Below are 22,416 nucleotides of genomic sequence, written 5' to 3'. Positions count from 1 at the left end.
TTCACGACAAATGCGAGCACTTTCATGACAAACAGGCATTCGCTAGGGGTATATTCCATAAAATTCCATGTGCTTTGTAACTAACCGTCAATTAAGAAATCATGAACAGAAAAAAATTTATTCAAAGAAGTTTCCTATTGGGTGGAGCATCTGTATTAAGTCCGAATTTGATAGCTGCTCAAGTAAAAAAAGATAAAGAGTTAATCGAAGCGCCCTTAATTGAAGAATTCGTTTTTGCAGCACATAAAGATTTAAACGCTGTAAAACTGCTGTTGGAAGACCAGCCCTTACTTCTGAACTGTACCAACCAATTTGTCAAAGGTGATTTTGAAACAGCTGTTGGTGGAGCCAGTCATATGGGACGCAAGGACATTGCCTCCTACTTGTTATCAAAAGGTGCGCGATTGGATATTTTCAATTATGCGTTTTTGGGTTACGATGATTTTGTAATTAAGATGGTAACTGATCATCCTAACGTATTAAAATCCTCAGGACCCCATGGATTTAATTTATTGCATCATGCCAAGGTAGGTAAACACGAAAATCTTGTAGCATGGTTACAATCTAAAGGGTTGACTGAAAGCAGGTTTGAAAAACTCTTTTAAATCACCAATCACACCTTGTAACGGCATCAGGCACAGGTATTACGTATCTTTGATAGAATTAAAAAACAGGAATGAGGTTCGTTTGGGATGATAAACGCTTTTATGGGTTTGCTATAACCGCATTGATTGTTCTTTTTTTCTTGACGCTTGTACAAAATTACATACGTTATCAACATCATAGCAGTTACAGCATTTGGACGTCGATTGTCTACCTCCTTGTTTCCATACTTTGTTTTTTACCCGTAATTATCGGGATAGTTCATTTGTTTAAGGAAGTTAAAAGCAGGTGGAGCGCCCATTATTGGCTAATTAATTTGGGCTTAGGCTTAATCACATTAGTGATTTACTATGTAATATCAAATTTCGTACTCCATAGTTTAGGTTATTTTGATGCTTACATCGATTCCGAATATGCCCGGTATTATTTTGGACGTGAGGCCCTTTATCATTTGCTATTGATTGGAGCCGCTGCCATTTTTGTTCAATATGCCACATTGAGGAAGCATACAATTACCGCTTTTAAAGGAAGGAAACGAATTACTTTGGACTTGAATTTGGTGCAATGGATGGAAGTAGAAGGTCATTATTTGAATCTTCATACCATTTCGGACACTTATGTCAAGCGTGAAGGTATCTCCGTCATGGCGAAAAAACTTTCAACCGATTTTGTACGTATCCATCGCAAATATTTAGTCAACCGAAGCGAAATAACCGCTGTTGAAAAAAACAAACGTGACGAATATATCATATTAAAAAACGGAAAAAAGTTAAAAGTAGGCCCTTCTTTTAAACCTGTCCAATGGTAAACACCGCCAATTCAATCTGATTTCACAGCTGTAGCATTTCCACCATAACTAATGGCCTGCCGGTGCGTTCCATTAATGTTAATACTTGATTTCATTCCCGGGAAAACTTTGGCAAAAATGGAATAGGTTTCTTTATCATTATTGATATCAAAGTTGATTTGATATCCTTGACTTTTGGCATCTTCCTTGATTTCAAATTTCTTGGGTACACCATCAAACTGAATCGCATTATCAGTATTACCGTAACCTGTAACCATCTGTCTTTCCCCGTAATAAGGTAAATAAGCTGAGACGTTATCCCCTTCTACTTTTAAATAGGCATTGCTGCCAGTAAGATCTATTCTATTTGCGGAATTTCCTGGTGCCAACAATCCAGAATTTGCAATACTTGCCATACTGTTGGTCAATGACGGCATTGCCCATTGTATCTTCATTTCAATATTGCCCGAGGCAACTAAATTGTCTAAAGCTTGTTTTTCAACTTCATCTACTACAGCGACTTTGTTGGTGGATCCACATGCCATAAAAAGGAGGACGCAAACCGCCAAACTTGATTTGAATATCGTTTTCATATTATAACTTTTTATTTTTCAATAAGATACAAATACATTTTGTTAGTTCACAACATTGAAATCCCATTTCCAAGATTAGCTTTATATTTATTCTCTACCAACCTCTATTTATGAATAATTCTTTTTTAAGAGTTGTTTTCTTTTCAACTCTTTTAGTAAGCACAAGCCTTTTTGGTCAAAATTCCCAACTTCTAGATTCTTTAGGAAGTCGTCCAGAACTACAAGCATTTGAGTTAAGTCAAGATCCAACAATTGATGGAGAAATCATCAATGATCCAATATGGCAGCTAGTTCCTCCAATAGAAAACCTCGTTCAGATACGACCTAATTACGGAAGTCCAGTATCTGAGAAAACGGTTATTCGCGTAGCCTACAGTAGGACAACTTTTTATGTTGCCGTAGTATGTCATGATTCTGAACCTGATAAGATTGTTGTTTCTGATTCTAGACGCGATGCAGATTTAAATGATGAGGATAGTTTTCTTTTTATTATCGATACGTATCACGACCGCCAAAATGGATTTTTATTTGGAACCAATGCGCAGGGTATGGAGTATGATGCCCAAATTGATAATGAAGGAAAAGGCAACTTCAATGCAAATAGGCAACAAGGTGGTGTTATTGGTGGAACCAACATAAATTGGGATGCCTCCTGGACAGTAAAAACCCAAATGGGTGATTATGGTTGGAGCGCTGAATTCGCCATCCCTTTTCGATCTCTACGTTTTGCTTCAGGGAATAACAAAACATGGGGTCTAAATTTTAGGAGGAACATAAGCAAGAATACAGAAACTGCTTATTGGACGAGTTTACCTTTGGGTTTTGACATGAAACGACTATCGCTGGCTGGCACCTTAAATGGATTAAATCTTAAAAACCCAGGTAATCTTAAACTTATCCCCTATGCACTTGCACAAGTATCCAACAATAAGGCCGTGGACCCCAATGAAACCGATACAAATTTTGAGGTAGGTGCTGACATAAAATACAGTGTCACACCCAGCCTTACGTTGGACCTTACCTACAATACCGATTTTGCTCAAGTAGAGGTTGATGATCAGCAGGTTAATTTGGATAGGTTTAACTTGTTCTTCCCAGAAAAACGGGCGTTCTTTTTGGAAAATGCAGGTCAATTCAGTGTTGGAAGTCCGGGTGAAGTAGATCTTTTTTTTAGTAGACGAATTGGAATTGGCGATGACGGTAGTCTCGTTCCGATTATTGGCGGTGCTCGCTTATCCGGAAAGGTAGGACAGACTAATGTTGGATTTTTAAGCATGTTTACGGATGATGTTGAATCAGCGGGTATTGATAAGAACAATTTCACAGTCGGTCGCGTTAACCACGATTTCCAAGGAACTCGTTCTTCACTGGGCGGCATATTCATCAATCGTGCAGGTTTAGGTGATGTTGATGATGATTACAATCGGGTATTTGCCATGGATGGGAAATGGGGCATTGGAAACAAAGCTGAGGTTACCGGTTTCGTTGCAAAAAGTACCACTCCCGGAATTGAAGAAAACGATCATGCTTTTAAATTACTGGCCAATTACAATTGGAACGGATGGGATTTAAGGGCAGGCTATACCGAAGTTGGAGAAGGATTCAATCCTGAAGTTGGTTTTTTACAAAGAACTGCATTTAAAAAACCTGAGTTCTTGATATGGAAAGCCCATAGACTAAAAAACATGGGGAATCTATTAGAAATCAGGCCGCACGTCTCCTATCGAGGCTATTGGAATTTTGATGATGAATTGATTACCGGCTTTTTGCATGTGGATAATCACTGGGAGTTTAAAAGTGGTTTTGAAATACACACCGGAATCAACTTTACAACCGAAAGGGTGTTAGAAGAGTTTACACTTTCCAATGTTACCGTTCCAGTAGGCAATTATCGGAATCAAGAATTGCAGTTTGTAATGATAACCAATCCAAATAATGCTTTTTCGCTAAGTACTAGAACTTTCATTGGTGGATATTTTAATGGTGACCGTATCACCAATAGCGGAACTGCAAACTACCGTATTGGAGACCGTTTTATTTCTTCATTGACTTTCAGTCATAGTGATATTCAGTTGGAAACTGGGGATTTTACAGCTTTGGTGGGCGGATTACGTCTCTCCTACTCTTTTACTCCTAGAATGTTTGTACAGAGTTTGATCCAGCGTAACAATGTATCCGAGATTACTTCCGTAAATGCCCGATTTGGCTGGTTACAAAATGCCAATACCGGCTTGTTTGTGGTATTCAATATTGTTAAGGATGATAATGATATGGATTTATTGAACAATCAGGTGGTAACCATAAAATACACCCATCGATTCGATATTTTAAACTGATGTTCGGTTATTTTCCTTTAATCGGAACAAGAGGTAGCATACACCAACTACCGCTAATAAAGCACAGGAATAAAAGATAGTGGGTATTCGAAGCAGTTGTTGATTGTAATACCAACCCGAGACCAATGCACCCAATCCTATTCCTGTCTCCAAAGCAATGAACATGGTGGCAATCGCCTTACCTTTCTGTACTGGGTTACTTAGGTCCACGGTCCAAGCGTTGATTCCTGGCGAAACTATACCCATACCTAAACCATAAATTCCAGCACCGTATAACAAGCCGTCGAATGTCGGCATCTGCCCTAATAATATTAAGGCACCTACGATAAGTACCATACCAGCAAGAATGATTTTTATCCTTCCAATACGATCGGAAAGTTTGCCAGCCACAATTCGCACTGCTAGAGACGACAAGGTAAATACCACAAAGAAAATACCTTTGTTACGATAACCAATGGCCTCTGTCCAATCGGGAATCAATGTTAAGATAACACCAAAGGCCACGTAGGTCAGAAAGGTGACCTTTGCTGCCGGCATCGCTTCCTTGGCTAATATGTCAGATTTGGACACTTTCAGTAATTCCAACTTAAATCGTTCACGACTAGTTAAAGTTTCAGACAAATTCCACATCAAGATTGCGGCCAATAAAGCCATTCCAGAAGAGCTGTAGAACAATACATCATAAGAAAAGGAAAGCTTGATCCAACTTCCAATGGCAGGGCCTAAAGCCAGTCCAGTTCCGAAGGCTATCCCTTGAATCCCCATGGCCTCTCCAAGTCTGTGGGCAGGAACCACATCAGAAACATAGGTAGATGCTGCCGTTGGTGTAAATCCCGTTGAAAATCCATGGAGTAATCGTAATAGCAGAAATCCATTTACGGTTGTGAGTATTGGATACAATCCGCCACAGACAACACAAACCAAGGCGCCAAATAACAGTACCGGTTTTCTGCCGATCGTATCTGTCAACTTTCCACTAAAAGGTCTTGAAAGGCCAGCTGTAAGGGTGAATAGAGCAATTATCAGTCCTATATATTCTGCTCCTCCCAGTTCTGCCAAATAAGAAGGTAATTCTGGAATCAGCATGTTATAACTGGCCGAGAAAAAAAGTGATGCGATACAGACCAGAATGAATTTGGAAGTAAATACTTGATCTTTTTTTGCCATTGAAGTTGGACTTGATTTTGACACGCTAGGGAGATATGATTATTTTTAAGGACAAAGTAAACGGACAACCATTTTTGAAAAAAGGACATTTGTCCCAGTTCCATTATGATCAGAGTAAATGAAGAATTAGCCGACTATGTCTCAACCTTAATAAATGCAAGGAATTCGATTTGGTCAAAGGAAACCTATCCGGCCAAAACACTCATCATTAAGCAAGACAGTCGTTATTCCAAAGTGCATCTGATTCGTGATGGAATAGCTAAATGCTATATTTCAGACGAAAATGGGAAAGAATTCATTCAAGAATTTTTGGGTCAGGGTATGGAATTCGGCGAACTCGAAGTTTTTGATCGACTGACCACTATTTGCTCCGTTGAATCCATAACGGCATTACATACTGTTACCATTTCACATTCCAATTATCAAAAATTATTAGATGCTGATAAAACGTTCAATAAATTGGTTATAAAAGCACTATCGGATAAAATCCGATTCAAAGCTCCGCGTCATTCGTACCAACATGGCTATCCTATAGAGGCCAATTTAATACGCCTTAAGGAAACTTTTCCTGAGTTCATTTCTGTCATTCCCAAAAAAGATATCGCTAACTATATTGGTATTACCGGTAGAAGTTTAAATCGGGCTCTGAAAGAACTAAAAGCAAAGTCAGCGTTGTTCTAATTATCTTTTAAACCGTTCAAAAATGGCCAAAGTCTTTTTGGTATTGATGAAATATACACCTGTAAGCAAGATTACGGCAGCAATTATGGATTGGGTGGTAATTTGCTCTTCCAAAAAATACCAACCCAAGGCTAGTGCAACAATCGGGTTGACGTAAGTTGAAGTGGCCACTTTTTCTGGAGAAACGGACTTTAGTAGATAGTTAAAGGAAGTAAAAGCCACAATGCTTCCAAATAGCACCAAAAGAACCACGGAAAGTTGCACCTTTCCACTCCATTCAAGGGGTGATGACCAATCCTCACCTAACCCAAGACTGATAAGGGCCAATAGGATTCCTCCCGTAAGCATTTGATACCCTGTATTCACAAAATAATTTGAAGGTAAATCAGCCTTGCCCACAAACAAACTTCCGTAGGCCCAGCTGACCATGGCAAGAAAAATAACTACGATTCCTGTAATTGTGCCTTCCTTGGTAATTATTTCTTTTTGACTCACCAATAAATAAATACCAATGATGCCAAGAACCACTCCGACCACGGACATTGGCTGAATTTTTTTTCCTTGAAGCAAACGCATCAATATCAAAACAACCAAAGGTTGCGCTGAAATTTCCAAAGCTGCAAATCCGGAATCCACAAAGCGAAGCGCCCAAACCACAACACCATTTCCAAAACTTAGAAAGAGGAAACCTGCCAAAACTGCATTTCGCAATTGCTTCTTGGTGATTGCGATAGGAATACCCAGGATCTTAGCAATGATCAAGATTAAGATACCCGCGGTGACAAAACGATAACCTGCCAACATGAACGGAGGTATCTCCATTACAGCCATTTTGTTGAGCATATAGGTGGAGCCCCAAATCACGTAAATGGCAAAAAAAGCGAGAACCACCAATGTGGTTTTGGATGTTTTACCCATGGCTGCTAGGTCGGATTAGTCCATACAATATTACAGCTATTAATAGCGGGAAAAAACTAATTTGAACACAAGTTTAGAATACAATCAGTGAACCTTTCATATTTGGTCTAAGAGTAAGGATTGTTGGCCAATAAATAAGACGCAATTTCTTGTTCCAGAAGCTTGAATCGATCAAGATGTTTTTGGATTTCAGGACGGAGTTGCTTTGATTCAATTTTGTTTTTATCCATCAGGTCCATAATGCGTATCTGATGGATTGTAAATGACTTGAAGCTTTGACGCAAATCATATAACTTATCAAAACAAACAGAATCTCGTGGCTCACAAGTGTAGGAATTTAGCTTTTTACGCAAGCGTTGAATGATATTATGATTACGTTGCATTCGAAGCATCATTTCGTCAATGGTCTGTGCATTGTGTTCGGCTATATCGTTCATATGGCTCAGGTTACACCGGACTGGTTCGGCCCAATTCCACCATTAAGTTAGTAATAATCTTACATCATTCTACGTATTAAACTTTAATTATTTATAATTTAACATTAGGATTAATTTTTCCTGATTTTCCTCATGCTTTACAGAGCGTTAGTACTTTTAAGTATGTATTAATCCAAAACATTTGTCAGTTTTAAGCCAAAATTTTGACCAACGTACTATGAATAAATTTGGATCATCACTTGTTACTTTCCTACTCTTGATCAATGCTTTGTCCTTGGTTGGACAAGTACAAAAAATTGTTGTAGCAGAGGTACACTTCGAGTTTGTTTCCAAAGGTGTTAAAGGGACACTTTCAGGATTTTCATCATCCTCAGAATTTCACCCTACGCAAATGGAAAATTCCATTTTTAAAGGACAGGTAGAATCCAAAACATTGGATACAAACAACGGACTTCGCAACTGGTCCTTACGAAGTCGTAAATACTTTAATGTCGATGAGTATCCATATATCTCCTTTCACAGCACCGAAGTCAACATGGAAACCAATGTTATTTTGGTTAAGGGAATGCTCACCATAAAGGAAGTTACAAAGCCGGTACTAATCACGTTTAATCGCAATGGCAAGGAGCTCAATGGCAGTTTTGACATCAATTCCATGGATTATGGAATCAAAATAAAAAAGAACCGGGCTGACAATTTGGTCAAGGTGCGTTTAAAACTAGAGTTACACGAGTGAACAATCCCTATTTAAAAATTGCGGCATAAATCTTTCCCACCAACCAATTCCCTAAAGGAAAGTACAACGCAAAAAACAATGCCATCCCCAAGCTGAAGTTTCGAATATTGAAAAATTGATCTACTATATTATCCGGGTAGGCAAAGGAAGTCTGTAAGGCATATCCTCCAAACTCAAGAAGCCCCATGGCCACAAGACCATATGCATATTGCATGTGAAAAGGAAGTCCTCTTAATAACAATGAAATTGGCACCATAAAAAGGATATAACAAGTAATAACCTGCCACCAATATGTGAATTTAGCAATTTGCACATACTCCCCGAACCAGTCCATACCCATTCCCCAAGTAAAATAGATAACACAATAGACTAAGAGCAAGCGTTTATCAACATTGACCTTATGCAAAACAAAATTCCAGAATTCTTTCATACTACTTATCGTTTAGTTTGACCTCGATAATCTTTAAGGCGTCGGAAATGGTTTGCATACCGTCCATATCTTCATTCTCCAATATAATATCAAACGCATCCTCTACATCCAAAACAATATCGACCAGATTTGCAGAATTAATATTGAGTTCGTCAATAAACTTACTATCCAATTGAATGGCATCTGAGGATACATCATCAGGTAAATATAGCCCTACGATTTCCTTCAGTTTGGTAAAATGGGTCTCGTTCATAGCAAATTATTCAGAATAGGACTTAAAAATAACACAGGCATTTACATCTCCAAAACCAAAACTAGCCTTTGCAATAATTTTTGACTCAAAGTCAATGGTATGCAATGGCACCCGCTCTCGGGACACTTGTTTTTGGATGTCTGGATGCAAATCTTCACAATTGAGGTTACCAAATACCTTTTTATGTTGAAATTGCAATACTGTTCCAACACATTCAATGCTTCCAGAAGCAGCTAAACAATGACCAAAAATGGACTTAAAGGAATTAATGTAGGGAAAATCTTTGCCTTTTCGTTTTAAGGCTTCACCCCAGTTGGTAATTTCAATGGCATCTTTTGTGGTGGCGGTCAAATGTCCGTTAATACTATCTATGGCATCAGCTTGGATTCCCGAATCGCTAATTGCGTTTTGGATGCACTTGATTACAGCATTGTTATTTGAAGCCGTCATACTACCTCCATTTCGCTGACCACCGCTGTTTACGGCTCCCCCAAGAATTTCACCATAAATTTTGACGCCCCTTGCCTTCGCACTTTCAAGACTTTCCAATACCAAAGCTCCTGCCCCACTACCGGGTACAAATCCCATTGCCGAAGCACTCATGGGTCTACTTGCCTCAGAAGGTTTATCGTTGTAGCGTCTTGGAAGGATTCTCATGGCATCAAAGCCGCCCCAAACATAAGGACCGCTATCACTGCAGCTTCCTACCAACATTCGTTTTGCCTTTTTTGATTTAATTCTTTCAAAGCCCATCAAAATAGCCTCGGTTCCAGTACTACAAGCAGAGGAATTCGTGGTCACCTGATTACCTAAACCTAACATTCCACCTAAATACGCGCTAATTCCGCTTGCCATGGTCTGGATAACTGCAGTACTCCCCAATCGTCTTACGTTTCCAGCATCTACCTTATAAATGGCTTCCCTAAATTTATCGACTCCAAGTATTCCGGTACCAAAGACGACACCGCTGTCCCAATCCAAAGATTCCATGTTTTCATATAAACCTGCGTCTTTCCAGGCATCCTTGCCCGCAATAACACCATAAACAACGCCAGTAGAATCTAAATCTTTTAGTTGAACATTACTGAAGTAATTATTTAAATTAACATTTTTAAGAGACGGTTTTCCAGCAATTTGACATGAAAATTTAAGTGCTTCCAGATCAGCTTGATGGCGTATCCCACTTGTGCCATTCAATAGGGATTGCCCAAACGCATCAAGACCAATTCCGTTTGGAGCACAAACACCCATTCCTGTTATCACCACCCTATTTTCCATCACTTTTTAAAATGATCATTCCAGACAATACACCCCTGCACACCAACTCATCTTTGGCATTGTACATTTTCACCCTACATTTTAGCTTATTAAATCGGAAATACTCCTTTTCGGAAACAACCCTTACGGTTTCATTGGGAAAAACCGCTTTGAGAAATTCCATTTGGGTACTGGACATGGCAATTTGATGTTGACCCTTGTTTTGTTCAACATCCAATTTATCCATTAGATGAATCCCAAGACACACCAGCCCTATCTGTGCACAACATTCGGTTAGGATAACCCCTGGAGTGATAGGATATTCCTTAAAGTGCCCTCGATAAAAAGCTGAATCAGACTTAAACTGAAATGTACCTTGAGCACCAGTTTCGCTTATGTCCATTAATTCATCTACAAACAAGAAGGGGTCTTGGTACGGTAGTCGCTTAATAATAGTATCCAAATCCATAGTTATTGTAGACTTTCCCCTCCATCTACTTTTATAATTGTTCCTGTTATCCAGTTCGCTTCGTCCTGAGTAAGCAAAAATGCTGCATTTGCTACGTCTTCAGGGGTTGTTAGACGACGATTTGGATTTCTACGTAAAGCTTCTTTGATGATCAAATCGCTATTAGGGATATACCGCAAGGATTTAGTATCGGTCACACCTGCTTGTATGCAATTGGCTTTAATTCCGTGTGGAGCAAATTCCAAAGCGATTCCTCTCGTTATGGCCTCCAAGGTTACTTTAGCCGCACTTACAGCGGCATAATACGGCCATGCCTTTGAATTCCCTTCACTGGTAAACGAAATGACCCGGGCATCCTTGGCAAACAATCCTTGGATTGACAATTCCTTCACCCAGTCATACAGACTAATACCCATCGCTTCTATGGTAATTTGAAAATCCATACCAGCCAAGGACTCATTAGCATCACCGAGCATAGGTTTTAAGTTTCCCTTGGCAATACTGTGCACCAAAACCGATATTCCAGTAGCTTTTAAATTGGATTTCAGTTCAGAAATCAGTGTTTGCCTTACTTCCTTGTTGATGGCATCTTTATTAAAGGAAATCAATTCGGCTCCAAAGGATTTCAATTCCCCGAATTTTTGCTCAACGCCCGGCATTTCACTTTTTCTGGTTCTGTGGATAATGACCAAATTGAAGTTATGTTTGGCTAGTTTACAGGCAGTAGCCCAGCCTAATCCGCTACTACCCCCTAAAATCAATGCCCATTTCCTTGTTTTCTCCATCTTACCAAATTACCATTCCAAAAGTACCCGCTGCGCTGAAAATCCTGGGCCAAAACTCAGCATTAGTCCCTGCTCCCCTAGCTGAATCTCCTTATCCATAAATCGCTCTAATACATAGAGTACCGTAACACTACTCATGTTTCCATAATTTTTAAGCACTTCCCGTGTATCCGAGATATTCTTCCCCATTTCTCCGAACAATGCTTCCACAGTGTTAATAATCTTCTTACCTCCAGGATGAAAAATCAAATGATCTATACTATCGATATCCGAATCGTACTTTTCAAGAAAAGGGTGAACAATTTTGGGGAAATGTTCCGCAATAACCTCTGGAACTGAAGCGTCTAATATCATTTTCAGCCCTGAATTGGTCAAATCAAACCCCATTAAATGCGTTGCATCATTAAAATGGTACATCTCTTCCCCAATAACTCTAGGGCCACTCGAATCTACTTCCGAAGACAATAACATACAAGCCGCTCCATCTCCAAATATTGCCGCACTTACCATATTTGCCATGGAAAAGTCATCCAACTGAAATGTGGCGGTAGGACTTTCCACAGCAACCACTGCTGCTCTTTTCCCCGGATTGGACCTCAAGAAATTCGTTGCATAAATCAGGCCCGAAACCCCTGCAGCACAACCCATTTCCGTCACTGGCAAGCGAACAATATCATTTCGCAGGCCTAATTGATTTACCAAATAGGCATCTAAGGAAGGTATCATAATACCTGTGCAGCTTACAGTAATAATATAATCCAGTGAATCAGGTTTCCAGTCGACTGCTGCCAAGGATTTTCGCAATACGCTTTCACCCAAGAACTTCACCTCTTTACTGTAAATCGCATTTTTTGCTTCAAAGGAGGTGGCAGTGAAAACATCTTCAATTGGCATAATTCCATAGCGGCGGTCCACTCCAGCTCCTTCAAATATCTTAACAACTTTTCTCCGATAACGCTCGTCTTGAGTAGACAACCATAATTTCACATAGGGAATAATATCCATGGTGTCCCTGCTATAGGCTGGAAGTTGTTTAGACACATTGACAATTCGAACTTTTCCCATCAATTAAATTGTCGATTGATTTTCATTACCCATACATATCTAAATGCCCATTTCCATCGAATCTGGTGGGTAACGTTTGGTATTTTTTCGGACAACTCCTGTAATTCTCGCTTCTTAAATCCTTTGCTGATGGACACTAGACCATCATTTTTAGCAACATCGGTTTTGATAAAAACTGCGCTGAACAATTTGAATAGAACATACGAAATTCGACTTCGTTCCAAATCATTGATAACAATTCCCAGTTTCGCCAATTGTATAAATTTAGAGAGGAATGCTTCGATGCGTTCCTCCTCAAAATGATGCATGGTAAGTGTATTGATCACAATGTCAGATTTTAGGGTATCATCCGCCTTTAAAATATCCATTTTAGTGAATTCAATATTGGGGTGATTCCTACTTTTCCTTTTAGCAATAGCCAATACATCTGCTCTTTGGTCTATACCTCTCATCTTGTGAAAGACACCATTTTTACTAAGAAAATCGGACAATTTAAGTAACATTGTTCCGTCACCGCAGCCCATATCCAAAATCGTATACGATTCTTGTTTGCTGTTTTGTATGATTTTCCAAACCGCTTTTATCGTAATTGATTCGCCGCCAAGGATTCTATTGCATAAATTGATATCATCGTATGCTTTTTGCAATACCTCTAACTCCATATTGGGGTCATCCATCATTTCTTCCGCTCTATTTCGAAATGCTAAATCCATTAATTCAAAATTGGAGTTCCGTGTGTTTGACGAATAATTGATTGCAATAGGTAATCAGACTTCGCTATGGTCCGTAATCCCAAATTAAACCACTTGGTATGCAACATTACCGATTGCAACCACTCACCTAAACGTATACGATTTTTAAAATGGGCATTCCATTCCTTTTCGTACTGTTTTTCCATTGAAGTCCTCGATAGTTCGTAACCCGATAAAAATTTATGCGCAACCGAAGCAGCAATATATGCACCGTGTATGGCCATTGCCATACCATTGCCACAAAGCGGATGGATGATACCAGCTGTGTCTCCACACATCAGTATATGATTTGATACTAATGGCCGTTTCCCAAATGATATCTGCGCGATACTCAAAGGATTTTGAAATACAGGAATCGCATTTGATAAAAATTCAGCTAAAAAGGGATTTTTTGATACGACCTCTGCATTAAAGGCCTCTATATTCCCATAAGATTTAAAGCTTTCAAAAGAAGCCAAATAGCATAAATTGATCTTCCCTTTTTCAACCTGAGAAATCCCCGCATACCCGCCTTCAAAATTATGCAGACCCACTACGTTGGACGGATGTTTGCCATATTCATAATGGCACTTCACAGCCAACCATGGCGATTTTTGCCTTGGTGTTCTGCGTTTTAGTGAAACATCGAGATTTGAGCGTTTCCCAAAAGCGCCAAACACCAATCCAGCTTTTATTTTCGGATTGGATTCAATGGTAACTTTAAAATCATCAGAGTTAAATTGGACATTGGTTACCGTTGAAAATATAAACTTCACATTGTTGTAGATACATTTTTCGTAAAGCAGGTTATCCAACTCATACCTACTAATTCCAATACCTCCCAAAGGTAATTTAACCGAAACCGCTGGTCCATTTTGAGCACTCAATTGCAACGTATCGATTTGGGGAAAATCATTGGCAATAAGATTCACGCCAATTCCCTGCATATATGGAACTATCTCCTGCGAAATGTACTCTCCGCATACTTTATGTCGCGGGTAGGGCTTTTTTTCCACTACGACCACCCGATAGCCTTTAGTAGACAATTCAATTGCGGCAGTTAAACCTGCCAAACCTCCCCCAATGATTAGTACATCAGCACACTTCACCTTATGAAGATAGCTTATTTGAAAACAAAAAACCCAGCCAATGGCCGGGTTTATCTATTGAAATTCAAAGAATTTTAGTTCTTAGTATTTTGCTGGGCTTCTTCTTTAAGCTCATCAGAAGCCATAATTGCTAGCTCTACACGTCTGTTTTTCGCTTTACCTTCTGCCGTCTCATTACTTTCCCTAGGTTGTGCCTCACCATACCATTTGGTCGTGAACCTGCCAGAGGAAATACCTTGGCTTACTAAATATTTTGTCACTGACTCAGCGCGTTGCTTAGAAAGGTTTAGGTTGTATTCATCACTTCCTGCACTATCCGTGTGACCTTCCACCAAAATGATTGACTTAGGATATTCCTTGAAAATTCCAGCCAGTTTATCCAGCGTAGTTGCGGAAGTTCCTTTTACATCCGATTTATTGGTGTCGAAATAAACACCAGCATCTTCATTAAAAGTTACATTGATGCCCTCACCTACACGTTTCACTTCCGCACCAGGAATTTCCTCCTCAATGCGCTCTGCCTGCCGGTCCATTCGATTTCCAATATAACCACCAGCAGCACCGCCAACTACGGCGCCAATAATAGCTCCAAGGGCCGTATTTCCTTTTTTACCCACATTGTTACCTATGATACCACCAATTACCGCTCCACCGGCAGCCCCTATTGCAGCTCCTTTTTGGGTGTTGTTGGCATTTTTTACGGTGTTGCAACTTAGCACTAGTCCTAAGGCCAACACCATTGCAGTGCTTTTATATATTTTCTTTTTCATCTTATTATTTTTTTGAGAATTCATAAACAATTGTAACCAATTCGCCATCTACGGAAACGTTGGATTTCAAAACCATAGCTTGTTCTGACAAACTGGCAATATTCAAGCGATAACCTACGCCTCCAGAAATGTCCTTTCGGTTTGAATCGATAAACTTGAATTGTAATTGACTGCTATAGTTTTGAGATGGTTCAACCACAGACCATCTAAAAAAACGGTCTCCCCCACTACAAAGTGTACTTTGGGAAATGGTGTACCTACCGGTGCTGTTGTTGTCTCTAAAAAACCAATCGCTTCCTTCAAAGCAAATATCTTCAGCATCGTTAAAAATGGTGGATTTAAAGTTTCCTGTGTTGTTCTCGTATCTGATATTGTCCAATGTCCAGGAACCACTGAAAAGATTACGCTGTGTCCTTGCGGACTTGGAAACGGAGCATGATGAGAGCATTAATCCCATCACTGCAACAAAAATTAATGATTTTTTTACCATAAGATTAGGAGTTTAATTCTGAGTATATACGGTTGAGACACCATATTGACTCTTTTAAGTAGTTAAAAAAAAGTTAAAACCATATATGACTAGTAGGCATATAATTCCAATAATGCTGCTTCAAATCGTTGTTTAGGTAGGTATTTGGCCTCTAAGTTCTTTGCGAACGGGACAGGAGTTTCCAAACTTGCTACCCGTTGAACAGGGGCATCCAAAAATTCAAAACAGTTTTCCATCACCATTGCAGAAATATCGCTTGCGATACCACCAAACAATGTGTCTTCTTGTACTATGATCAATTTGCCCGTCTTTTTGACCGTTCGGAAAACGGACTCGACGTCAAGAGGTTGAAGTGTACGCAAATCTAAGACATCTGCATCAATTTCAGGATGTTTATCCAATATTTCCAGTGCCCAGTGAACAGCTGCACCATAGGTGACAATGGAAAGAGATTCACCACTTCGCAGTAAATTGGCTTCTCCAAAAGGTATGGTGTAATAGTTTTTAGGCACGTCACCATATACACTTCGATACAATCCTTTATGTTCAAAGACCAGAACTGGATTTGGTTCATTTATGGCAGTTGTTAACAATCCTTTTGCATCGTCCGGGAATGCAGGGTAAACCACCTTTAACCCAGGTGTCTTTGTAAACCAAGCTTCGTTAGTTTGGGAATGGAATGGTCCCGCTCCCACCCCAGCACCACAGGGCATCCGTATTACAACGTCGGCATTTTGCCCCCAGCGGTAATGCACTTTGGCCAAATAGTTCACTATAGGATTGAAACCAGAACTCACAAAATCAGCAAATTGCATTTCCACAACCGCTTTCATTCCATTAATGGATAAGCCCATAGCAGCAGATACAATGGCCGATTCGCATATAGGTGTGTTTCGTACCCGACTTCTTCCAAATTTGGCTGTAAATCCCTCAGTAATCTTAAAGACACCGCCGTAGTCTGCAATATCCTGCCCCATTATAATTAATTCGTTATAACGTTCCATGGATTGCTCCAATCCTTGGGAAACAGCATCAACCAATCGTATATTTTCTACATCTTCTGATTTTTCAAAATACTCATAATCAAATTTTTGATAAACCTCATTTAATTCTTTAGTTTCATTAGAATCAATCGCTGGTTCATCAAATGCAAGTTTTAAATTGGAATTGATTTCCGTAGAAATCTCATTCTTATAGCCATCAATGATAGCTTCCGTGAGAATTCCTTTTTCCAAAAGGAATTCTTCATAATTGGCTATTGGGTCTTTTTTCGCCCATTTCTTCATTAATTTTTCGGGAACATATTTAGTGCCGCTTGCTTCTTCGTGCCCTCGCATACGGAAGGTTTTAAACTCCAATAAAATAGGTCGCGGTCTTTTGCGCATTGCATTACACAATTCATTTACTTTGGTATACACCTCCAGGATATTGTTTCCATCAATAATCCTCGATTCCATTCCATATCCTTTTGCGCGATCCACTAAATCCTTGCAGTTGTATTGCTCCTTCGTAGGCGTGGATAATCCATAGCCATTGTTTTCAATACAGAAAAGAACTGGAAGGTTCCATACTGAGGCTACATTTAATGCTTCATGAAAATCACCCTCACTTGTAGCTCCTTCTCCAGTAAATACAGCCGTTACCCTTCGTTTTCTCCGAAGCAAATCCGCTAGCGCGATTCCATCCGCCACACCTAGCTGGGGACCTAAATGCGAAATCATGCCTACAATCCTGTGCTCTTGGGTGCCAAAATGAAAGCTACGGTCCCTTCCTTGGGTAAATCCGCTTTTTTTACCTTGCCATTGCGAGAACAATCGGTTTAATGGGACATTCCTAGTAGTGAACACCCCTAAATTTCGATGCATCGGCAGAATATATTCTTCCTCCCTAAGTGCCTGGGTTACACCTACGGATATTGCTTCTTGCCCGATACCGCTGAACCATTTTGAGATTTTCCCTTGTCGCAGTAAAACCAACATCTTTTCTTCTATCATTCTGGGCTTCAGCATGGCCCGATATAGGTCCAGTAATTCTTCTGGGTTCAAATCACCAATATGGTATCTCATAAGTTCATTTTCAGTCAGGCTAAATGTAGTGAAAATGGTTGCGATGACATACAGTGTTGACAATACTGTTGGCAATATTCCGTACTTTTGAAGTACTTAAAACAAGATGTCATGAGTGCAATCCCTAGTGTAGATTTATCGGATTTCGTTTCCGGAGATCCTTCAAGAAAACAGAAATTTGTAACCGAAATAGGTGCTGCCTTCGAGGATATTGGATTTGTGGCACTTAGTGGTCATTTCCTGTCCGATGAATTGGTAGACCGTTTATATTCGGATATTAAAGAATTTTTCCTGCTACCACAGGAGGTTAAGGATAGTTATGAAATTGAAGGTATAGGTGGCCAACGTGGATATACGTCCTTTGGTAAAGAACATGCTAAAGGCAAGAAAGAAGGCGACCTTAAAGAATTCTGGCATTTTGGACAATATGTAGTTGGAGACGAGAAGTTAGAAGCTGAATATCCGGCAAATGTTGATGTAAAGGAACTACCAAGCTTTAATGAAACCGGTAAGGAAACCTATCAAATGCTGGAGAAAACCGCAAGATATGTGCTGCGCGCTCTAGCACTTCATTTGGGATTGGAAGAAAAATACTTTGACGAATGGATTAAAAACGGAAACTCCATTCTCCGCCCTATCCATTATCCCCCGATAACTCAAGAACCAAAAAATGCGGTCCGTGCTGCGGCCCATGGTGATATTAACTTGATTACTTTGTTAATGGGAGCACATGGTAAAGGACTTCAGGTACAAAATCACGAAGGTGACTGGGTTGATGCTATTGCCAGGCCCGACCAATTGATGATCAATGTTGGCGATATGCTTTCTAGATTAAGCAATAAGAAACTTAAATCAACAATCCATCAAGTTGTAAACCCTCCAAAGGAGCTTTGGGGTTCTTCGCGATACTCCATCCCATTCTTTATGCACCCAAAAAGCGAAATGCCTCTTAATTGTTTGGAACATTGCATAGATGAGGCCAATCCAAAAGCATTTGAGGATATCACGGCCGGAGAATACCTTCATGAGCGTTTAATTGAATTGGGATTGGTCAAAAAGTAACCATGGATTTACAAGATCAACTTAAGCATCTTTTTCCGGATCATGTAAGTGAAGAAAGCGAGACTCCTGACCAAGGCAACAAGCCAAAATATTGGTTGCAGCAAGAACCCATTCTTTGCAAATACGAAAAAAGAAAGGGTAAACCGATTACCATCTTGGAAGGATACAATGGCGCTGATTCCGATTTTAAACAATTGACCAAGGATTTAAAGACTTGGCTTGGGGTTGGAGGTAGTTACAAGAATGAAATCATTATTATCCAGGGGGATTACAGGGATAAGATCATGGAGTTTCTCACAAAGAATGGATTTAAGGTTAAGCGTGTTGGAGGCTAAGCACAAATAGCTAACTACTTGATTATCCAGCTGGTATTCATGTTAAAATTACCGTCTTAGGGAAAAGGTTTTGTAAAAAAAGTTTTTGAGTTCATGGTTTAAATATTACATTTAAAGTTCCTAACCGACGAAAACTAAGTTGAAAATGAAATCACTGTTGCATATTACCAACGGGGACTCTTTCACATCAAAACTTCAAACACTCAAGCTTAAGGGGGACATTATTACATGGAGGGAAATGCTTTGCGAGGGCAAAACTCTTTGTGCAGTAGGTAGTGAGTCTTTCTGGAAAACACGTTTTGAATTTTTGAACAAGAATTACAAAGTCAGTAAATCTTGGTTTGTTGAAAAGACCCTAAAGGAGTATCGTTCCCTTTGCAACCACAAGCAGCAAGATCAAATTGTGCTTTGGTTCGAGTACGACCTATTCTGTCAAATAAACATGCTTGCTGTACTCAGTTGGCTTAAAACACACCGCAGACATGCAGAAATTTCTTTGATCTGCAGTGGCAAAGAAGATGAAACCGACAAATTATACGGCCTTAGCGAACTAAGTGATGAAAAATTACTTGAACTTTATGACAACAGGACCGTACTTTCCCAAGATGATATAGAATTCGCTGATTATGTATGGCAATTGTATTGCAGTGACAACCCGATTAGATTAGAAAACCTCATCGCGCACAACAATTTCCAATTTGAGTATCTGTCAGATGCTCTAAAAGCCCATTTACGACGTTTCCCTACGATTAAGAACGGTTTGAACGAATTGGAGAATCAAGTACTTGCAGCTTCCTTAGAACATAAGCCTAAATCCAAGAGAGAGCTTTTAGGCCATATGCTAAGCAATCAAGGCTTTTACGGATTTGGGGATACACAACATAGCCGAATCATATCATCCTTAAAACCATTGTTCAGTAGTTTCAACCCTGTTCGATTATCCAAAATGGGTAAAGATGTACTAAACAGTAGGGCAAATTATTATTCACAAATACGTGATAATCAATTGTATTTAGGTGGTTCTTTAAAGTATAACTTCTTATATAATTCAGGTACAGACCGTATTCTAAAATTGTAACAAATGGCATTAGGCCACTCAGAACTGATTCTGAATCCTGATGGCAGTATTTACCATCTAAACCTATTACCGGAGGATATAGCCCAGACCATTATCACTGTGGGTGATCCCGATCGTGTTAAAAGCGTTTCCAAGTATTTTGACCGTATAGAGGTTCAAAAAGGAAAGCGGGAATTTCTTGCTCATACAGGAACACTAAATGGAAAACGATTGACGGTGATTTCCACAGGCATAGGCACCGATAATATTGATATAGTATTCAATGAACTTGATGCGCTGGTAAATGTAGATTTTCAAAAAAGGGAAGTAAAAAGTAAGCTTACACAATTGGATTTTATACGGATTGGTACATCAGGAACAATCCAAGCAGATATCCCTGTTGACTCCTTTTTACTAAGCTCGGCTGCCATAGGATTTGAAGGTTTATTGCATTTCTATGGTTCTGGACAAGGTCGGAATCATTTGTTGGAATCCACATTGAACGACTATCTGGATTGGTCGAAGCATAACATTACCGCCTATGCTTTTGATTTTGATGAAAATTTAGCAGGGAAATTACACGGGAATCATATACGATATGGCATAACTGCCACTAATTCTGGGTTTTACGGACCACAAGGACGAAGCATTCGTCTTAAGCCTAAAATAAGTGACTTTAATGAAAAATTAGCTGCTTTTGCCTTTCAGGAAACCCGTATTACCAACTTGGAAATGGAAACTGCCGGTATCTATGGACTTGCCAAGTTACATGGACATCGTGCTATTTCATTAAATGCAATTCTTGCAAACCGAGCAACAGGTCAATTTTCCAATACGCCAAACAAAACAGTGGATACGCTCATCCAGTATGTGCTTAAAAAAATAACCTGATACCGTTTGGAATTCACATTTTTCTTTTGATAGAACATTCTAGAAGTCAACACATGAAACAAGTTAAAATAATAGGTGTACCTGAACATTTCAACCTGCCTTGGCATCTTGCTTTGGAAGATGGTGCTTTTGCCGAACGGGGCATCGAATTGATATGGACCGATGTACCTGAAGGAACAGGCAGGATGACCCAACTATTGCAGGAAGGAAAAGCGGATATGGGTATCATTTTAACCGAAGGATTGGTAAAAAGCATCTCCCAAGGGAATCCTGTGAAGATTGTTCAGGAATATGTATCCTCTCCCCTTTTATGGGGCATACACGTTAACAGCTCCAGCACTAAATCCTCAGTTGCAGAATTAAAAGAAGATACCGTGGCCGTTAGTCGAATGGGTAGCGGTAGCCATTTGATGGCTTATGTTCATGCACAGCAACAAGGCTGGGATACAAATTCACTTCAATTCAAAATCATAGATAACTTGGACGGTGCAGTTTCGTATTTGAAATCAAGTACTGATGCCTATTTCATGTGGGAACGTTTTACAACAAAACCATTGGTCGATGAAGGAACTTTCAAGCACTTGGGCAATTGTCCTACGCCATGGCCTTGTTTTGTGATTGCCGCCACAAATAGCTTCATTACTGAACAACCAGGCTTGCTCAAGCATATTCTTGAAATCATCAATGTTTATACACAAGAGTTCAAGAAAATTCCAAGTATTGACCGAACGTTAGCAAACCGTTACCATCAAAAATTGGAAGACATCCAAGAATGGCTTTCGCTAACTAACTGGGGGCAATCCCAGCTTTCACCAGAAACACTCAACACCGTCCAAGAACAACTGCACCAGTTGGGTTTGTTGGACGAAATCAAGCCCAACACAACTTTTTTGCACCAAGTTGATTAAGAGAAGTGTTTTTTAATCAAGGCCTTAAATGTAATATCCGATAAAGGCTTTTGAGCAGTATCACGAACATTGGGATTTGCCATAGCTAGGCGAGTACTTTCTTCAACATCCAAAGCAGTCAGCATCACTATTACTACCTTTTCCTTAAAAGTCTGCTCAAACTTTTGGTCATAACTATCCAGAAATTCCCATCCGTTCATTACAGGCATGTTGGTGTCTAAAATTATCAAACAGGGAAGCTCATCTTCTGTTAGACCTTCTTTCAACATATTAATAGCCTCCTTACCATTTTCTGCCGTGTAGACAGTAAGTTCGCTATTCACTTGCTTCAAAAAAAATCTATTCAGAAAATTGGTGGTCTCGTCATCGTCAACAAGTAGAACCGATTTTAATCTGCGCACGTATCAGAATTTTCGTATGGGGGTTACTTACTAAGACAAACGTAAGAATTTCCAAAATCTGATAAGAATTTACTTTCAA

Annotated in this window: 26 protein-coding genes; 10 read left to right on the top strand and 16 right to left on the bottom strand. The window is 39.6% G+C overall.

Translation table 11 applies throughout. From position 1 onward, the window contains the following. Positions 1 to 101 precede the first annotated feature (101 nt). Positions 102 to 605: a hypothetical protein gene (locus M3P19_RS04915; protein ID WP_249656515.1), complete on the top strand. Its 504-nt coding sequence runs from the start codon at positions 102 to 104 to the stop codon at positions 603 to 605. A 338-nt stretch (positions 606 to 943) separates the two neighbouring features. Beyond that, positions 944 to 1,411: a LytR/AlgR family response regulator transcription factor gene (locus tag M3P19_RS16935; protein ID WP_249656514.1), complete on the top strand. Its 468-nt coding sequence runs from the start codon at positions 944 to 946 to the stop codon at positions 1,409 to 1,411. 11 nt (positions 1,412 to 1,422) lie between these two features. On the opposite strand, the gene M3P19_RS04905 is transcribed toward M3P19_RS16935, so the two are convergent. Then, positions 1,423 to 1,983, bottom strand: coding sequence for a DUF4251 domain-containing protein (locus M3P19_RS04905; RefSeq protein ID WP_249656513.1), 561 nt, complete (start codon positions 1,981 to 1,983; stop codon positions 1,423 to 1,425). Positions 1,984 to 2,093: 110 nt separating this feature from the next. On the opposite strand from M3P19_RS04905, the gene M3P19_RS04900 reads away from it, so the two are divergent. Continuing rightward, positions 2,094 to 4,319 carry a carbohydrate binding family 9 domain-containing protein gene (locus tag M3P19_RS04900; RefSeq protein ID WP_249656512.1) on the top strand — a complete coding sequence of 742 codons (2,226 nt, stop codon included), beginning with the start codon at positions 2,094 to 2,096 and terminating at the stop codon, positions 4,317 to 4,319. Here M3P19_RS04900 and M3P19_RS04895 read toward each other — a convergent pair. Then, positions 4,311 to 5,486, bottom strand: a complete 1,176-nt coding sequence (locus M3P19_RS04895) for an MFS transporter (protein ID WP_249656511.1) — start codon at positions 5,484 to 5,486, stop codon at positions 4,311 to 4,313. The genes M3P19_RS04900 and M3P19_RS04895 overlap by 9 nt on opposite strands. Before the next feature lie 105 nt (positions 5,487 to 5,591). Here M3P19_RS04895 and M3P19_RS04890 point away from each other — a divergent pair, with 105 nt between their 5' ends. After that, on the top strand, positions 5,592 to 6,167 hold the full coding sequence (locus M3P19_RS04890; protein WP_249656510.1) for a Crp/Fnr family transcriptional regulator: 576 nt from the start codon (positions 5,592 to 5,594) through the stop codon (positions 6,165 to 6,167). On the opposite strand, the gene M3P19_RS04885 is transcribed toward M3P19_RS04890, so the two are convergent. Together M3P19_RS04885 and M3P19_RS04880 are read right to left on the bottom strand one after the other, a co-directional pair. Next, a complete protein-coding gene (locus M3P19_RS04885) occupies positions 6,168 to 7,085 on the bottom strand; it encodes an EamA family transporter (protein ID WP_249656509.1) in 918 nt (305 codons plus the stop codon). Between the two features lie 107 nt (positions 7,086 to 7,192). Continuing rightward, the gene (locus tag M3P19_RS04880) at positions 7,193 to 7,522 is read right to left on the bottom strand and encodes a hypothetical protein (protein WP_249656508.1); all 330 of its coding nucleotides are present in this window, start codon (positions 7,520 to 7,522) and stop codon (positions 7,193 to 7,195) included. 217 nt (positions 7,523 to 7,739) lie between these two features. Between M3P19_RS04880 and M3P19_RS04875 the strand changes: the two genes are divergently transcribed. Continuing rightward, the gene (locus tag M3P19_RS04875; protein ID WP_249656507.1) at positions 7,740 to 8,258 is read left to right on the top strand and encodes a YceI family protein; all 519 of its coding nucleotides are present in this window, start codon (positions 7,740 to 7,742) and stop codon (positions 8,256 to 8,258) included. 7 nt (positions 8,259 to 8,265) lie between these two features. Here M3P19_RS04875 and M3P19_RS04870 read toward each other — a convergent pair whose 3' ends face one another. The 11 genes from M3P19_RS04870 to M3P19_RS04820 form a co-directional block, all read right to left on the bottom strand. Further along, entirely contained in the window at positions 8,266 to 8,688 is a 423-nt protein-coding gene (locus M3P19_RS04870; RefSeq protein ID WP_249656506.1) for a hypothetical protein, read from the bottom strand. A 1-nt stretch (position 8,689) separates the two neighbouring features. After that, a complete protein-coding gene (locus M3P19_RS04865) occupies positions 8,690 to 8,941 on the bottom strand; it encodes a phosphopantetheine-binding protein (RefSeq protein ID WP_249656505.1) in 252 nt (83 codons plus the stop codon). Between the two features lie 6 nt (positions 8,942 to 8,947). Then, positions 8,948 to 10,219, bottom strand: a complete 1,272-nt coding sequence (locus M3P19_RS04860) for a beta-ketoacyl-[acyl-carrier-protein] synthase family protein (protein ID WP_249656504.1) — start codon at positions 10,217 to 10,219, stop codon at positions 8,948 to 8,950. Next, positions 10,209 to 10,667, bottom strand: coding sequence for a 3-hydroxyacyl-ACP dehydratase FabZ family protein (locus M3P19_RS04855; RefSeq protein ID WP_249656503.1), 459 nt, complete (start codon positions 10,665 to 10,667; stop codon positions 10,209 to 10,211). Before M3P19_RS04855 ends, M3P19_RS04860 begins: the two co-directional genes overlap by 11 nt. A gap of 2 nt (positions 10,668 to 10,669) precedes the next feature. After that, positions 10,670 to 11,452 carry an SDR family oxidoreductase gene (locus M3P19_RS04850; RefSeq protein ID WP_249656502.1) on the bottom strand — a complete coding sequence of 261 codons (783 nt, stop codon included), beginning with the start codon at positions 11,450 to 11,452 and terminating at the stop codon, positions 10,670 to 10,672. A gap of 9 nt (positions 11,453 to 11,461) precedes the next feature. Continuing rightward, on the bottom strand, positions 11,462 to 12,517 hold the full coding sequence (locus M3P19_RS04845) for a type III polyketide synthase (protein WP_249656501.1): 1,056 nt from the start codon (positions 12,515 to 12,517) through the stop codon (positions 11,462 to 11,464). Continuing rightward, complete coding sequence (locus M3P19_RS04840; RefSeq protein ID WP_249656500.1) at positions 12,517 to 13,230, bottom strand: methyltransferase domain-containing protein; 714 nt, start codon at positions 13,228 to 13,230, stop codon at positions 12,517 to 12,519. Before M3P19_RS04840 ends, M3P19_RS04845 begins: the two co-directional genes overlap by 1 nt. Continuing rightward, positions 13,230 to 14,357, bottom strand: coding sequence for an NAD(P)/FAD-dependent oxidoreductase (locus tag M3P19_RS04835; protein WP_249656499.1), 1,128 nt, complete (start codon positions 14,355 to 14,357; stop codon positions 13,230 to 13,232). The genes M3P19_RS04840 and M3P19_RS04835 overlap by 1 nt, the downstream gene beginning before the upstream one ends. 74 nt (positions 14,358 to 14,431) lie before the next feature. Next, the gene (locus M3P19_RS04830; RefSeq protein WP_249656498.1) at positions 14,432 to 15,127 is read right to left on the bottom strand and encodes a YiaD family glycine zipper/OmpA-like lipoprotein; all 696 of its coding nucleotides are present in this window, start codon (positions 15,125 to 15,127) and stop codon (positions 14,432 to 14,434) included. Between the two features lie 4 nt (positions 15,128 to 15,131). After that, entirely contained in the window at positions 15,132 to 15,617 is a 486-nt protein-coding gene (locus tag M3P19_RS04825) for a lipocalin family protein (RefSeq protein WP_249656497.1), read from the bottom strand. 89 nt (positions 15,618 to 15,706) lie between these two features. Then, positions 15,707 to 17,683, bottom strand: a complete 1,977-nt coding sequence (locus M3P19_RS04820) for an alpha-ketoacid dehydrogenase subunit alpha/beta (RefSeq protein WP_249656496.1) — start codon at positions 17,681 to 17,683, stop codon at positions 15,707 to 15,709. 111 nt (positions 17,684 to 17,794) lie between these two features. On the opposite strand from M3P19_RS04820, the gene M3P19_RS04815 reads away from it, so the two are divergent. The 5 genes from M3P19_RS04815 to M3P19_RS04795 all read left to right on the top strand — a co-directional run bounded on the left by M3P19_RS04815 (position 17,795) and on the right by M3P19_RS04795 (position 21,936). After that, the gene (locus M3P19_RS04815; RefSeq protein WP_249656495.1) at positions 17,795 to 18,745 is read left to right on the top strand and encodes an isopenicillin N synthase family dioxygenase; all 951 of its coding nucleotides are present in this window, start codon (positions 17,795 to 17,797) and stop codon (positions 18,743 to 18,745) included. Positions 18,746 to 18,747: 2 nt separating this feature from the next. After that, positions 18,748 to 19,080, top strand: coding sequence for a translation initiation factor (locus tag M3P19_RS04810; RefSeq protein WP_249656494.1), 333 nt, complete (start codon positions 18,748 to 18,750; stop codon positions 19,078 to 19,080). Between the two features lie 145 nt (positions 19,081 to 19,225). After that, the gene (locus M3P19_RS04805; protein ID WP_249656493.1) at positions 19,226 to 20,158 is read left to right on the top strand and encodes a DUF1835 domain-containing protein; all 933 of its coding nucleotides are present in this window, start codon (positions 19,226 to 19,228) and stop codon (positions 20,156 to 20,158) included. Positions 20,159 to 20,161: 3 nt separating this feature from the next. Then, the gene (locus M3P19_RS04800) at positions 20,162 to 21,028 is read left to right on the top strand and encodes a nucleoside phosphorylase (RefSeq protein ID WP_249656492.1); all 867 of its coding nucleotides are present in this window, start codon (positions 20,162 to 20,164) and stop codon (positions 21,026 to 21,028) included. A 53-nt stretch (positions 21,029 to 21,081) separates the two neighbouring features. Next, positions 21,082 to 21,936 (top strand): substrate-binding domain-containing protein, encoded by an 855-nt coding sequence (locus tag M3P19_RS04795; RefSeq protein WP_249656491.1) that lies wholly within the window; start codon positions 21,082 to 21,084, stop codon positions 21,934 to 21,936. On the opposite strand, the gene M3P19_RS04790 is transcribed toward M3P19_RS04795, so the two are convergent. Then, complete coding sequence (locus tag M3P19_RS04790) at positions 21,933 to 22,337, bottom strand: response regulator (RefSeq protein WP_249656490.1); 405 nt, start codon at positions 22,335 to 22,337, stop codon at positions 21,933 to 21,935. The two genes, M3P19_RS04795 and M3P19_RS04790, sit on opposite strands and share 4 nt — an antisense overlap. Positions 22,338 to 22,416 lie beyond the last annotated feature (79 nt).

This window comes from Flagellimonas spongiicola, assembly GCF_023502425.1.
Lineage (GTDB): Bacteria > Bacteroidota > Bacteroidia > Flavobacteriales > Flavobacteriaceae > Flagellimonas > Flagellimonas spongiicola.
Note: the sequence above shows the minus strand (reverse complement) of the source record. Positions and strands in the feature narration are given on the sequence as shown.